Origin of the sequence: Microcoleus sp. POL10_C6 (assembly GCF_036701585.1) — a bacterium.
In the GTDB taxonomy this organism is placed as follows: domain Bacteria; phylum Cyanobacteriota; class Cyanobacteriia; order Cyanobacteriales; family Microcoleaceae; genus Microcoleus.
In genome coordinates, this window is sequence record NZ_JAUBRB010000015.1 from 23,299 (window position 1) to 37,651 (window position 14,353).

Here is a 14,353-nt window from a genome sequence, read left to right on the forward strand (position 1 = left end):
TCACGATGTCAAACGCAACACACCTTTCAAACGGTCTCATTGAATTAGAAAATGAACCATCACAAACGCTCTCTTTTGAAGAGACAGTTCGAGCGCGCCGCTCATTCCGCTCATTTTTACCAACACCCGTCCCTAACGCTCAAATAAAGCAAGTCTTGGAAGATGCACAATATTCTCCATCGAATTGCAACACGCAGCCGTGGAACACACACATCGTTTCGGGCGAAAAGATCAAAGAATTGGGCCGCATTCTAACCGAGCAAAACGAAGCGGAGAATTTCACGCCGGATTTTAGCTTCGATATGGAGTGCTTTTATGGCGCCTATAGTGAACGCCGAATTGAACACGGCAAAACCTTTTATGAGGCGATGGGTGTGGCGCGGGGCGACAAGATCGCGCGTCATAAAGCCGCTGCAAAAAATTACACCTTCTACGGTGCACCTCATGTCGCTCTGCTCTTCATGCCTTCCTTTGGAGATAATGTGCGCGTTGGCGGTGACATTGGAATGTATGGCCAGACGTTTTTGTTGTCTCTGACGGCGCGCGGTTTAGGAGGTATTCCGCAGACCGCCATTGGCTTTTTTGCACAGACCATCCGCGAATATTTGGGTATCTCCGATGAACTCAAGCTGATGTTTGCCATTGCGTTTGGCTATCCAGACTTCACAGCACCAGTCAACAGTGTTCGGATGGGGCGCGTTCCCGTCTCAGAAAGCGTGACCTTTCACCATTAAAAAATGTTCTTCCTCAGATGATTGGTCATTTAACAGACGTAACCCACAGACCAGAAGTAAAAGCCGCGCTTGTGTCCTACAATCCGGCACTTGGCTGACTAAAGCATACAATCCGGCACTTGGCTGACTAAAGCAACCCCACTTAAAAGGATTACGCGCATCATTATCGATAGCGCCACAGGAGGAAAAGTCAACATGAACATCGGAATCTTAGGCACTGGCAATATTGGGAAGACTTTGGCACGCAAACTCAGTGCTGCTGGACATGACGTGAAGGTAGCCAACTCTCGCGGCCCAGAGACAATCGACATCGACATCCTCAAGAACGGTGCCCGTGCGGTCACCTCCGCGGAGGCGGTCACACGGGTTGATGTGGTGATCATGTCCACGCCGCTTGGCGCCATCCCCCGGATCGCACCACTGTTCGCAGACGTGCCCGCCGAAACGGTGGTCATCGACACGTCCAACTATTATCCCAAGCGTGACGGCGAAATTGTGGCGATCGAAGGCGGGCAGGCCGAGAGCGAGTGGGTCGCCGAGCAGATCGGTCGCCCAATTGCCAAGGCATGGAACGCGATCACGTCCGCATCCTTCGCCGACAAGGGCGCGCCTGCAGGGGCAGCGGGTCGCATCGCAATCCCCGTCGCCGCCGATGGCGACCGGGAGCGCGACGTGGCGATGACGCTGGTCGACGAAACCGGTCTCGACGCGGTCTATTCAGGCACGCTTGCCGAGTCCTGGCGCCAGCAGCCCGGCTCGCCCTGTTACTGCACAGACCTCAGCCGCGAGGAGATGCCTGCCGCGCTCGCCTCGGCGGAACGTGAGCGCTTGCCCAGGCGCCGCGAGCTTGCGATCGAGGCGATCGTGGAGCGGGTGGGTGATAGCACTACCAACCCTGATTCTGACTATGCCGTGCGCCTGACCCGCGCGCTGTTCATGTGAAGGCGGTCATGGGCTGGAGAACAACTTCCCCGCCCGTCACGCCGATCGTCCAGACCGACCACAACAGTGAGACGTGACATGGCTCGTCACACGATCGTCGAGCCGCGCCACGCCTCTTCCCGTTCGACATCCACACAAACAAGCGGAGAGCAATCATGGCGACCGACAACAGCCCACTCATCTTCCTTATGGGCGTCACCGGCCAGACCGGCCGCTTCATTTTGGAGGATTTCGACCGAAACCCGAGCGACGCACGCATCCGTATCGGGGTGCGCAAGCAGGAGGATTTGGAGCGGTTTCGCAATGAAGGTCGCGACGCGGTGCTGTTCGACCTCGACGATCCGCGCACCTTTGGGCCCGCGCTCTGCGGTGTCGATCGACTCAATATCCTGACCGGCTACACGATCGCCATGACGCACCAGACCAAGACGCTGGTCGACGCCGCCAAGAAGGCGGGGGTGAAGCACATCGTCAATCAGGGCGTCTTTGCCAACGACGACTGCACCGACTCGAAATTCTCCTGGTTCGCGCTGGTCGAGTGCTACATCGAGGCCAGTGGCATACCCTGGACGCATCTGCACCCCAATATGTTCATGGATGGAATGTTGAACGTGTCGCCGCCGACGGGCGGTTCGTTCCCGGTGTTCTGGGGAGAGCAGCGGGTCGGCTACATCGCCGTTACAGATATTGCGGCGGTCACGGCCAAGGTCTTGCGCGACGGACCCGAGAACCACGCCTCGAAGAACTATTATCTCAGCACCGAGACGATGACGGGGCCCGAACTCGCCATCATGTTGAGCGAGGTCATGGGCCGCACGATCACCTGCGACGTGCGCCATCCAGCGGACATGGAAGCCTTGTTCAAGGCGGGCGGGTTGAAGGTCGAGGACTGGTACGCCAAGAGCTCGATAGAATTCTGCACACAACTGGCCGACGGGCGGCTGGGCTATTTCGGCACGGTGCGCGACGACATCCCATATCTGCTGGGTCGGCCCGGAACCAGTTTCCGTGCTTGGGCGACAGCACACCGGGCCGAACTGCTCGATCTGGTCGATCGGCGCGCCGACGAAACTCCCACGGAATAACCCTCTTTTATCACTAGCGCGGGAGTATAATTCACTCCGGGTAAGACCGGCCCAAATGATGTACAGCAGTGGAATGAGACTCTTACTCAGTACAAGGAAATCGTTTTATGAAGATAGGCATTCTTGGCACTGGCCATATCGGGAAGACTTTGGCACGCAAACTCAGTGCAGCCGGACATGACGTGAAGGTGGCCAACTCTCGCGGCCCTGAGACGATCGAGGCCGATGTGCTGGCTTTGGGCGCACGCGCGGTCTCGACGGCCCAAGCGGTGGAGGACGTTGAAGTGGTGATCCTCTCGATCCCTCTTAACCGCATTCCCACAATCGCGCCGCTAATCGCCAACCTACCAGCCGAGACAGTCGTCATTGACACGTCGAATTACTATCCCCACCGCGACGACAAGATCGATGCTATCGAGGCCGGGCAGGTTGAGAGCCTTTGGGTGGCCCAACAGCTAGGCCGACCGATCGCCAAGGCGTGGAATGCGATCGGGTCTGGCTGCTTCGCCACCAAGGGCAAGCCTGCTGGAAGCCCTGACCGTATAGCCATCCCTGTGGCTGCTGACCGCCAGAACGATCGCTCCGTGGCGATGGCCCTCGTCGAAGACACCGGGCTTGATGCTTTCGACGCGGGCACGCTCGCCGATTCGTGGCGTCAGCAACCAGGCACGCCCTGCTATTGCACGGATCTCACGCGCGAACAGATGGCGGCAGCACTGGCATCTGCCGACGCATCACGATCGCCAAAGCGCCGGGACTTAACAGTTGCAGTGATACAAGAGCGACTTGGTGACACTACGACAAATCCGGATGCCGATTTCCTGGTTCGCCTGAACCGTGTGATTTATATGTAAAAGCCACAAATTGCGGTGAGACCAAAAGGGAAAGTGAAGGGCATATATGCCATTTCCCTTTTCATTGTGCGACCTGACCACACAACAGTGTTACCGACCTAGAACGCTTGACTGAAAAAGGAAACGTGATGACGAAGCTTTCGGTATTAGACCTTGTGCGGATCAAGCAGGGCGGAGATGCCCGCTCCGCCCTCGACGACACGCGAGACCTTGCGGCCCACCTAGAGCGGTGGAATTACGGGCGCATCTGGATCTCGGAGCACCACAACGCCTCCGGGATCGCGAGCGCCGCGACCGCGCTCGTGCTTGCACACATCGGCGCGGGGACGAGCACGATCCGCCTCGCCGCGGGCGGCATTATGCTTCCCAATCACGCTCCCTACGTGATCGCGGAGCAGTTCGGGACGCTCGCCCAACTCTTTCCAGGCCGCGTCGATCTAGGGCTCGGCCGCGCGCCCGGCACCGACCAAATGGCAGTCCGTGCGCTGAGACGGCCGCCCCAAGCCTCCGACTCGTTTCCCCAGGACGTGATCGAGCTTCAGGCGTACTTTGAACCTTCGTCGCCCGGACAACGGCTCGTGGCGGCTCCCGCCGATGGGACGGAAGTCCCTTTGATCATCCTGGGTTCGAGCCTGTTCGGCGCGGCGCTGGCAGGAGATCTCGGCCTGCCCTACGCCTTCGCCTCGCACTTCGCTCCCGACCTTCTCCTGGACGCGCTGAGGATCTACCGCGAGCGGTTCAAGCCTTCCAAGCAGATGGCTCGCCCTTACGCGATGGTCGGCGTGAACGTTGTGGCCGCTGACACCGACTATGAGGCGCGCCGCCTCGCGACCTCGCAGCAGAAGTCGTTCGCCGACCTTTTGCAACACGGCACGTCCGGTCCCCTGGAGCCGCCAATCAACAACATCGACGACTACTGGTCGCCCCGAGCAAAGGCGCAGGCGGGGCGCCTGCTCGCACGCTCGGTGGTCGGTGGGCTGACCATCGTCAAGGAGGGACTGGAAGCACTGCTACAGGAGACCTCCGCGGACGAGCTTATCCTCGTGTCCGATGTCTACGAACGTGCAGCCCGGCTTCGGTCGTTCGAGATCGTGGCATCGGTCATGGGTTTGACGACACCTTAGAGCTAGAAATTAGTCGCTCCTCAGTAACGATGGCGCTCGTCGAAGACACTGGGCTTGATGCTTTCGACGCCGGCACGCTCGCCGATTCGTGGCGTCAGCAACCAGGCACGCCCTGCTATTGCACCGATCTCACGCGCGAACAGATGGCGGCAGCGCTGGCAGTTGCCGACGCATCACGATCGCCAAAGCGCCGGGACTTAGCAGTTGCAGTGATACAAGAGCGACTTGGTGACGCTACGACAAATCCGGATGCCGATTTCGGGGTTCGTCTGAGCCGTGCGATTTATATGTAACGTGAGTTCGGGATAAGAAAGGGACAAGCAAGTAAGTTAAAAGTCATCAAACCAAAGCTTTACAGGCTCGTCCCATGATTAGTTTAGAAGAACTATTTTGCGCTGTCGATGATTTCTGCCAAGTTTTTGAACCCAGATTGGGATTCAACTGATTACAAAGCCAAAGCGCAATATGAAAAATAAGCTGATGCCACGGATGGATAAGCTGCTAACGCGCAAACGCTCCATCATTGAGACGATTATCGACCAACTAAAAAACATCTCTCAGATTGAGCATTCTCACCCGTCGCAGTCCGGTCAATTTCTTAGTCAACTTGATCTGTGGATTGATTGCCTATTGCCTTCATCCTAAAAAGCCTTCTCTCAATATCGATGCCTTTTTTCTCCCTTCTGCTTAACCCGAACTCAGGTTAATCTACTCTTTGTCGAACAGGCCGGAAAGCCTGTTGAGCGAGAAAGGTGGAAGATGTGAGTTCTTTGTACCCCAAGTTCTCCTCTCCCTTGTCTCCCAGTTCCCTTAGACGATGTAAAGAGAGTTAATGGGCTCGGCCCGCTTTGTGGCTACCAGAGTTTGGTAGATGAGGGCGGATATCTCGCCACGGGTGATGTCGTGGGCGGGGGCAAGCTTTTCGCGCGCGGGATAGTTGACCACGATTTTGCGCTCTGTGGCGGTTGCTATCTCGTCGGTGGCAAAACTGGGAATCTGAGCTCGATCGACATAAACGCTCAAAGAATTGGGGTTGCCACCGGCCAACTGCAAGCCGTTTACCAAAGAAACTATCGCCTGAACTCTAGTCAAATTCTGCTCCGGGCGAAACGTGCTGTCTGGATATCCAGCCAAAAAGCCAGCTCGATTAGCTTGGTCGATCGCTCCCTTGGCCCAAAAATCCGCCGCCACATCCTTAAAAACCGTCGCATCACGGCGCGGCACCAATTCAAACGCCTTCGCCAACATAGCCGCATACTGAGCTCTAGTTACAATCTCGTAAGGTTGAAAAGTGCCATTGGGAAACCCGCTAACAATATTCATCTTTGCCAAGCGATCGATAAAATCCTTAGCCCAGTGCGTGCTGATGTCGCTAAACTTTAGCCCGCCAGGAGTCGGAGTTGGCGTCACATTGCCCAAATCAAATAAACCTTTCACCCGCGAAGAATTGAGCTGATTTCCCCCCGCAAAAATCTTAACCCCAGTCGCATTTTGCAAGTCAAATTCGCCGTTATTCTGAAAGATATTGCCGCCTAAATCTTGAGCATTACCCATATCTGGCAGCGACTTCCCCACCGCAGTCAAACCGTCTTCCGTATTTTTTTCGATGCGATTATTGCGTAAAATCGGCTGAGATTCCCCCGCTAAAACTATACCGGAGCGATTTTCCAAAATTTGGTTATCAGCAATCAAAGGAGCCGACTTAGCTTCCAGAGAAATGCCGAAACCCGTCTTTTGAAAAATATTGCGCCGTATTACTCCCTTAGCAGTTCCCGCCATCATCACCCCAGCCGCAGAGTTTGCCACAAATATGTTGTCGAGAATCGCAGGATTAGCGCTGCCCGTGGCAAAAACGCCTTCGCGCTTACAAAGTGTGAAAGTGCAGTTAGCTACGGTCGGAGAAGTTGACTCAATCCAGACTCCCGTGCCACGACTATCGAGATTGGTGACAGTTACTCCGCGCAATTCCGAATTAGTTGCTAGCTGTATCGTGATATTTTGGCTTGCAGCGGTGGGACTGAGAAATTTGCCGCTGCCTTGAATCAGAATCCCTCTACCTTTGTTAGCTTCATTGCCAATAAGTTTTACTCCCGAAGGAATTTCCAAGGGGAATTTTTCGCCACTAGCAGCGCTGTAAGTTCCCGCTGCTAACTGAATCGTAGTTCCCGATGCAGCGCGGGCGATGATTGCACGGGCTATAGTTTTGAATGGAGCCGATTGGGTGCCGGCTGCGGAATCACTGCCTGTTTGCGGGTTGACGTAAAGTGTTGCCATGTTTTTGTTAAAGAAATAATTGGCGAGCGAGCTTTTGTGCAATTTTCATTGTCTGCGAACTTGACCCCGGATCTATATTCACCTTGGATTTCGGAGATTATTTAATTGCAGGATACCCACAACATTACCCATTAGAAGTTGCAACCGCAGGGGGATTCCCCCTACAAAAGACTGTATTTATCGTTCCCAGCAACAGCAGAACCCGACTTATTTAAGAAGTCCGGGATCTGGGGATGCTATTTTTTCCAGATGTTGCCAAAACCGCTAAAATTTCGATCGCCCATGAGGAAAATCGAACGTTTTGCTGTCATGTACGATCGATCGAGATTCCCTGCCCAAAAACCTTAACCGCTTCAGCCAAATCAGTTTCACCCATTAAAATGCAGCGTCTTAGCAAATCGATATCCAGCGTTTCCAATCCTGACAGTTGACTCTTAATTACTTGCTCGTAGCCATCTTCCCGGAGATGATACAGCCGCAGCGTGCCATCTTCCCAAAACCAGATTTCAGGCACGCCCAAAGCCCGATATTTTGGCAATTTGCTCAGTCCACCGCTAGTATAAACTACCTCGATCGACAAATCGGGAATCAACTTAGCTTCTCCCAAACAAAACGATTTGTCTGCTTGAGTAGAAGCTTCTGGCGTCTTCTCCTGCGTCATTGAACCAGAAGGGTAAAACTTAATACCTTGTTGCAGCAGAAAAGTAGTCACCAAGTAACCAATGATTGCAGAAAAATTTTCGTGTTGGAATCCCGGCATCAGAATCTCGATCGCCCCTGCAAAAAAAGACAACTTTATGCCAGGGGAATCTTCCGAAACCTTCTGGATTAACTTGAATTGCTCCCAAGTGCCGTTGATCACCACTCGCCCATCGAGAATTTCCTGATCGAGAACTTGTGTCATTGACTCGCACCATTATCTCTTATGGGCATTATAACGCATTGTGCGATCGCTCCTACAGAAGATCCGTGCAGCAATTTTAGTTTCAGAATCCGAACAGTTCTTCTTAGTTCCCAGGCTCTTCCTGAGAACGCATATCCCAAGGCTCTGCCACGCCTTAATTCCCGGTCAATTTCACAATACAAGAAGCATCTAAAACCACTAGAATTTCATTTTGAAAAACAGCACAACTTGTCATTGCTGAAGCTAAGGCGGGAATTTTCCCTTGTTCTAGAGAAAGCGTCGCCTCCGGTGTAGAATCAAATTGATTGAGCCAGCCATCATCCTTTATATACTCAAGAGTAAAAGCATTGCGATCGAGCATCCAAAAATCAACTCCATAGTGATTAATAAAATTTTGCAATACAGCTCGATTGGGAGTGTATTGAGCGCGAATTAAATCGTTAAGTCGCTGTTGATATTTGCGGTAGTAGCCTTTCTGATAAGGCACTGCATATTCCTTGGCTACCAGAACAGAACGCTGACTAAATGTTGGCAAGTGGTCAGTCTCTCCCGCTATTGAAGCAATCAAGATATCTTTAGGTTGTTGCTCAAAAAATTTGTACAAACCCGATATTTTACCTTCTACATACCCGACGGTGGGAAATTTTTCGGTCAAGCAGGGATAAAGGACAACGGCGATAGCGATAATCGCTGTCGTAATTAGTGCAACTAGGTTTTTTACATCAAATGTTGTTGTGGTTTTTGAAGCCCAAAGACCTACTCCATCGATAATTAAAGTTAGGGCAATTGCAGTTATTAAAACAACAATAAATCGCAAGCTATAGGCTGTATAGCGACCGGGTTGATATAGCTTGAAAATGGTGGCGTGAGCCGCAAAAAACATCGCCGAGGATGCTAGAAATAGCTGAAGCAAAAGCCAGATTTTGCTTTGAATCTGATTTGCTAAGGGAAAAGCCGATCGCAAAAATAGCAGCAGCGGAAATAACAGCGCGACACAGTGAGTTACAGGCGTAAACAGCGACTTGGGAAACATCCCGCTACCCCGCCCTGTCAACCAATAATCTTTGGGATTTGGGCGAAAAAAAGCATTTCTGCCACCTGGTGCAAATTCGGCCATTTGCTTCGCTTCTGCTGCGGTATAAGTTGGGCCAAATTCAGAGTTATCTAAGGCATAGGGCAGCATTACTAAAAATATTAATCCCAAACCTGTAGTGCAAAATAGGTAATTAGTTCGAGCGCCCGACAAGCACAAACCGCCGTTTTTCCAGCATAGCAGGCGCAAAACTAATATTGCGGCAGCAACCAAGGCGTAAGGAGGATAGAATAGTCCGATAAGTGCGATCGCCCCTAAACAAGGCAGCAACGAACTGCGCGACAAATAATATAAAAAAGCCAGAAATATCGGATATATAAAAGCTCTTGGCGTTGTGGAAGCCAAATCATCAGTCATCCACATATGCTGATTTAACAGCAAAGATGCAATAAACCCAGTCATCGGCACTGGCAGCATTTCTAGGCAAAGCCCAAAACAGTAATAAGTCGAGATTAAGCCGAGAAATAGCGGCAATATTTTGTGAAGAAATAGCGGGTGAATACCAACTGTTGCGGCTAATTTGTAGAGCGTGCTGTATCCTGCGGGGGCGACAGATTGAAAGTAATTAACAATGAAATCGTTGGGGAATAATTCAGGATCTACAAATCGCATCATCCAGAAAACGTGCTGCCTCGCATCGTCTTGCACGATATACTCACCGCTAAAGGCTTGCTTCAAGCCTAAAATAGCATAGAGGGCGGCAAATGTCAGGCTCAGAGTTAACCAAAATATTGTGTGCGATCGGGATTTGCGATCGACTGTAGCAGTTAGAAATTTGTGCAACCGAGCTATTAATACCATGTGAGATTGGAGATTTGAGATTAAAGAATCGGGAAGGACTGATTCTCAAACCTAGGATTATATCATGCCCGGTCAATTACCCCTAATAAAAACCAGTTTACTTTCAACTCTGCCCAATTTTAGATTATTTTCCAGGCTGCACGCCCGCAATTTTAAGGCGAATCCGATACAGACTTGTACTTCCCGTAATATAAAGCGTTTTGCGATCGCTGTCTCCCCAAGCCAAATTAGTCGCCGTCTCAGGCACAGAAATCTTCCCCAAAAGCTTGCCATCCGGCGAAAAAATCCACACTCCCCCCGGCCCGGTGCTGTAAACATTCCCCTCTACATCAACCTTTAAACCGTCGGGAACTCCGCCTTGACTAGCGTCTTTTAACTCCGCAAAAAGCTGCTGGTTGGTAACAGTTCCGTCCGGTTTTACATCGAAAACGGCAATGTATCCCGCTTCCGAATTGTTGACATAAAGTTTTTGCTCGTCTGGTGAAAAAGCGATGCCATTGGGCAGCACCAAATCCTTAACCTGCAGAGTTAATTTTCCGTCTGGTGCCAGTCGATAAACACCGTAAAAGCCCAATTCTTCCTGATCTTTACTAACACCGTATGACGGATCGGTAAAATAAATGCTGCCATCAGATTTAACCACCAAATCGTTCGGACTGTTGAGCCGCTTGCCCTCGTATCTATCCGCCAAGGTGATAACTTGGCCGTCCTTTTCTGTGCGGGATACGCGGCGATTTTCGTGTTCGCCAGTAAGTAGGCGGTTTTCTTTGTCTAAAGTATTACCGTTGGCTTTTCCCGAAGGGCTGCGAAATACCTCAACTTGCTGATTTGAGCCGAATTTATAGATAATATTGGCGGGAATATCGCTGAACAGCAAAAAGCCGTCTGGATGCCAAATCGGGCCTTCTATAAATTGGAAATCGCCAGCTAGTTTTTCTAATTTTGCACTGTCATCGAGAATACGTTGCATGGTATTTTTTTTGTCCTGGTTTTCCGTTTGGGCGGTCAAGATTGTCAAATCAGATGTTAATTGGTTGGACAAATTGCTGTCAGTGAAAGGTTTTAACAGATGATTTTTGAAAAGCGTGTTGCTGAATGCTAGAGTCAAAACTATAAACAAGAGGCTGATGGTAGCAATTTTGGCGATCATGTTGGCCTTGTTAATTGCATTGAGTGAGAGTCGTAGTAAAAGCGATCATACCGCACCTATATTACATTTATATTAAGAATACAAAAGTGTGGCTTCAAACAGACCGCCGCGCGGATAACATAGTATAGCAATGTCATTTCAATTAGCGATCGCCACCTGCTGACATTCCTGAAGTTGACACGCCGGAGCATGGATTAAAATCACAAATAATATCTAGCTATATGCTTTCTATGTTAGATATCAAACTACTAGGCGGATTCTGCCTTTCCTGTGCAGACCAGCCCGTTGTCGGTGTCACAACAGAGCGCCCGCAAGCTTTGTTGGCTTACCTGGTACTGCACCGCGATATCCCGCAAACCCGTCAGCGGCTTGCCTTTCAATTCTGGGCCGATTCCACCGAGGCCCAAGCTCGCACCAACTTGCGCCGGGAATTGCATCACCTGCGTCAGGGACTCCCCGATGCCGATCGCTACCTGCTGGCGGATGCCAAAACCCTGCAATGGAATCCCCATGCCTCTTTCGTGCTGGATGTGGCTGAGTTTGAACGGGCATTCGCCGCAGCAGAATCAGCGGAACGAGCCGCAGATGTTAACGGTGCCAGAACAGCCTGGGAGCAAGCGATCGCACTTTACGGCGGTGATTTGCTGCCGAGTTGTGAGGATGAGTGGATTTTTCCAGAGCGCGAACACCTACGACAGAAATTGCTCCATGCACTCGAATCTCTGACTCGCCTGTCGGAAGCTCAGGGTGATTATCGGGGTGCAATCCGCTCTGCACAGCGCTTACTGGAGATCGATCCGTTGCACGAAACCAGCTATGCAGCTTTGATGCGATCGCACCATTTGAACGGCGATCGCGCCAATGCACTCCAAGTCTACCACCGCTGCATGACTTTGCTGCGCGAGGAACTAGGAGTTGACCCTAGTGCGATCACTCGCAAGCTGTACGAGCAACTGTTGCTGGAAGACGAAGCGCCCGACATTCAACCCTCGTCTCACTCCGCCGGGCCACCCCAAACGAATTTGTTTCCCTCACCTTTGGCTTTGTCGCCTCTAGTGGGACGCGATCGCGAATGGGCATCGATTCAGCAGTGGGCAAAGCCGATACTGCTTGCAAACTGCGGCGCGATCGCCACCGCTGAGGCATCGCCAGTGCTCTTGCTCGCGGGCGAACCCGGAATCGGCAAAACTCGCTTGCTGGAGGAGCTACGAGTCACGGCACAGGCGGTTCAAGTGCTGTGGGGACGCGGATTTGCCGCCGAGATGGTGCGACCCTACGGTATCTGGATTGATGTTTTGCGATCGCTCGTTATTCCCCCCGCCCTCAACATTCCGCCAGAGCTAGGTTTCTTACTCCCAGAGCTCGCTCAACCTGGGAAAGCTCCGCCCGATATGCCTCCGGCACCCTTGCGCGAACGCAGTCATCTATTTGATGCGGTGGTACAATTGCTGGCTCAATCTGCCAGTGAGGCTGCCTTAATCGTCATTCTAGATGACATTCAGTGGATCGATGAAGCCTCATCGGCATTGCTACATTACGCCATCCGCTTGCTGAGTCATAAGCCGATTTTATTCGCCTGCACCGGGCGTTCCAGGGAACTAGAGGAGAATGCGGGCATCTCGCGGGTGGTGCAGGCACTCAGACGAGAGCGACGGCTGCTAACGCTGGAATTGCAGCCTTTCGATCGACAACAAACGGCTGAATTGATTCGCAGACAGCAAGCGGTTAATCCGTTAGAGCTATCTCCAGAAGCGGTGGAGCGCGTATTTATCGATAGTGGCGGGAATCCCCTGTTTGCGCTGGAAGTTGCCCGGGCATTGTCCCAGGATCGCTCTACTCATGCTGATAATTTAGAGGCTTTGATCCGCGATCGTCTCCACCAATTAGATGACATGGCTCGCGAATTTTTGCCTTGGGCAGCAGCATTGGGGCGCAGCTTTAAACCGACAGCGGTGGCTCATGTGGCAGACTATCCGCTGCCGAAATTGCTGATGGCGATCGAACAGCTCGAACAACAAACTATTATCCGTCCCAGCGCCTCTCTCGGTGACGAAATCGGCTATGACTTTGCTCACGATATTGTGCGTCAGGCTGTCTACCGGCAGTTGTCACAACCGCGCCGCCATTTGATTCATTTGCAAATTGCTCATAAGTTGCATCAACTCTCCACACCAGACAACGCCTGGGCTGGCGATATTGCTCGTCACGCCGCCATCGGGGGCGATCGAGAATTAGCCGCTTCTAGCGCCTTCTGTGCAGCCGAACGTTGCTTGAAATTGTTTGCCTACGCGGAAGCATCAGAATTGGCTCAGCTTGGGATTGAGCAGTGTCAAGGACTTGACGATCGCACTCGCATTCAATTGCATTTAAAATTGCTGCGGGTTAGTGCGATCGCAGGCGTTACTGGCGATCGAGTTTCTCAACTCGACAGGGAGGTGCACCGCTTAATCGATGAAGCAAATGCTCTCGGTTTAGAAGAAGCAGAAGCCACGGGACTTGAGGCATTGGTGATCTTGCATTTCGATCGCAGCAACTTCGCCAACGTTCACCAACACTCGCTGCGGGCAGCAGAGGTAAGTCGGGCATCGAGTCCAGCTACTGCCGTGCGATTGCTGGCCTATGGCGGGTCTTGCTTGGCGGAAATTGGACGGGAAATGGCGCGGGCAGAAGCATTGTTGCTAGAGGCGCAGTCCCTGGCTGAGAGAGTTGGTTTGAAGAACATCGGAATTGACCAAGGGTTGGGTGCCGTACAGCGCCATCACGGGAACTATGCCCAAGCGCGAGTTTTGTGGCAACAGGCGTGGCGATCGGCCGCGGCCCAGCAGGATCACTGGTGCGAGTTTTATAACCTCAGCTATTTGGCGATGACGGAACTGGAAGCGGGCGATCCGGCTGCGGCCTTGCCTTATTGTCAGGAGATGGCGATCGTCTCCGCCAAAATTAAAGGCGAAGGTAGTGAAGGTGCGGTGGCCAATGCGCTTTTAGCTTTAGCAAACTATCAGCTTCAGCAAATTGGTGGGGATGCTGCTTTGGAGCGGGCGATCGCGACTTTGCAGCAGGTGGATGCGAAACGGATGCTGTCTTATGTGCTGATTGGGGCCGCCCAAGTCGATTTAGAGTGCGATCGACCCCTTTTGGCAACAGCCCGCGCTGAAGCTGCTTTAGAAGCCGCTCAGACGGTCGATCATCCCAGCGAGATTGCTCTGGCTTGGGCAATTTTGATTGAGGGTGCTTTAGGTTTGGGCGATCGAGAAGGGGCGATCGCGCGGTTTGAATCGCTGCGCGATCGCATAGATCGCCCTGCGCTCAGTTTCCGTGCGCGCACTGCTGTCGATCGGGCGATCGAACAGATGCAGAAAATTCCTGCAAAAAACGCTTAAATTATCTTACAG

General features: G+C 52.2%; 11 protein-coding genes and 1 pseudogene. 8 read left to right on the top strand and 4 right to left on the bottom strand.

Annotated elements, in window-relative coordinates; genetic code table 11:
• Positions 1 to 5 precede the first annotated feature (5 nt).
• The 7 genes and pseudogenes from QUA34_RS10630 to QUA34_RS10660 form a co-directional block, all read left to right on the top strand.
• Positions 6 to 734, top strand: coding sequence for a nitroreductase (locus tag QUA34_RS10630; protein ID WP_190663286.1), 729 nt, complete (start codon positions 6 to 8; stop codon positions 732 to 734).
• A 195-nt stretch (positions 735 to 929) separates the two neighbouring features.
• The gene (locus QUA34_RS10635; RefSeq protein ID WP_333325992.1) at positions 930 to 1,676 is read left to right on the top strand and encodes an NAD(P)-binding domain-containing protein; all 747 of its coding nucleotides are present in this window, start codon (positions 930 to 932) and stop codon (positions 1,674 to 1,676) included.
• Positions 1,677 to 1,831: 155 nt separating this feature from the next.
• Positions 1,832 to 2,761: an NmrA family NAD(P)-binding protein gene (locus tag QUA34_RS10640; RefSeq protein ID WP_333325990.1), complete on the top strand. Its 930-nt coding sequence runs from the start codon at positions 1,832 to 1,834 to the stop codon at positions 2,759 to 2,761.
• A 107-nt stretch (positions 2,762 to 2,868) separates the two neighbouring features.
• Positions 2,869 to 3,615 (top strand): NAD(P)-binding domain-containing protein, encoded by a 747-nt coding sequence (locus QUA34_RS10645; RefSeq protein ID WP_333325988.1) that lies wholly within the window; start codon positions 2,869 to 2,871, stop codon positions 3,613 to 3,615.
• Positions 3,616 to 3,722: 107 nt separating this feature from the next.
• Entirely contained in the window at positions 3,723 to 4,739 is a 1,017-nt protein-coding gene (locus QUA34_RS10650; RefSeq protein WP_333386364.1) for an LLM class flavin-dependent oxidoreductase, read from the top strand.
• Between the two features lie 29 nt (positions 4,740 to 4,768).
• Entirely contained in the window at positions 4,769 to 5,032 is a 264-nt protein-coding gene (locus QUA34_RS10655) for a hypothetical protein (protein ID WP_333325984.1), read from the top strand.
• Positions 5,033 to 5,171: 139 nt separating this feature from the next.
• Positions 5,172 to 5,430 (top strand): annotated as a pseudogene (locus tag QUA34_RS10660) (transposase); the annotation flags it as partial.
• A gap of 119 nt (positions 5,431 to 5,549) precedes the next feature.
• Here QUA34_RS10660 and QUA34_RS10665 read toward each other — a convergent pair.
• The 4 genes from QUA34_RS10665 to QUA34_RS10680 all read right to left on the bottom strand — a co-directional run bounded on the left by QUA34_RS10665 (position 5,550) and on the right by QUA34_RS10680 (position 10,961).
• Positions 5,550 to 7,013, bottom strand: a complete 1,464-nt coding sequence (locus tag QUA34_RS10665) for a DUF1565 domain-containing protein (protein ID WP_333386367.1) — start codon at positions 7,011 to 7,013, stop codon at positions 5,550 to 5,552.
• A gap of 307 nt (positions 7,014 to 7,320) precedes the next feature.
• Positions 7,321 to 7,917: a Uma2 family endonuclease gene (locus QUA34_RS10670; protein ID WP_333386370.1), complete on the bottom strand. Its 597-nt coding sequence runs from the start codon at positions 7,915 to 7,917 to the stop codon at positions 7,321 to 7,323.
• A gap of 154 nt (positions 7,918 to 8,071) precedes the next feature.
• Positions 8,072 to 9,811, bottom strand: coding sequence for a hypothetical protein (locus QUA34_RS10675; RefSeq protein WP_333386373.1), 1,740 nt, complete (start codon positions 9,809 to 9,811; stop codon positions 8,072 to 8,074).
• A 124-nt stretch (positions 9,812 to 9,935) separates the two neighbouring features.
• A complete protein-coding gene (locus tag QUA34_RS10680) occupies positions 9,936 to 10,961 on the bottom strand; it encodes an SMP-30/gluconolactonase/LRE family protein (protein ID WP_333386376.1) in 1,026 nt (341 codons plus the stop codon).
• A gap of 230 nt (positions 10,962 to 11,191) precedes the next feature.
• On the opposite strand from QUA34_RS10680, the gene QUA34_RS10685 reads away from it, so the two are divergent.
• Positions 11,192 to 14,341, top strand: coding sequence for a BTAD domain-containing putative transcriptional regulator (locus tag QUA34_RS10685; protein ID WP_333386379.1), 3,150 nt, complete (start codon positions 11,192 to 11,194; stop codon positions 14,339 to 14,341).
• The last annotated feature ends 12 nt before the right edge of the window (positions 14,342 to 14,353 follow it).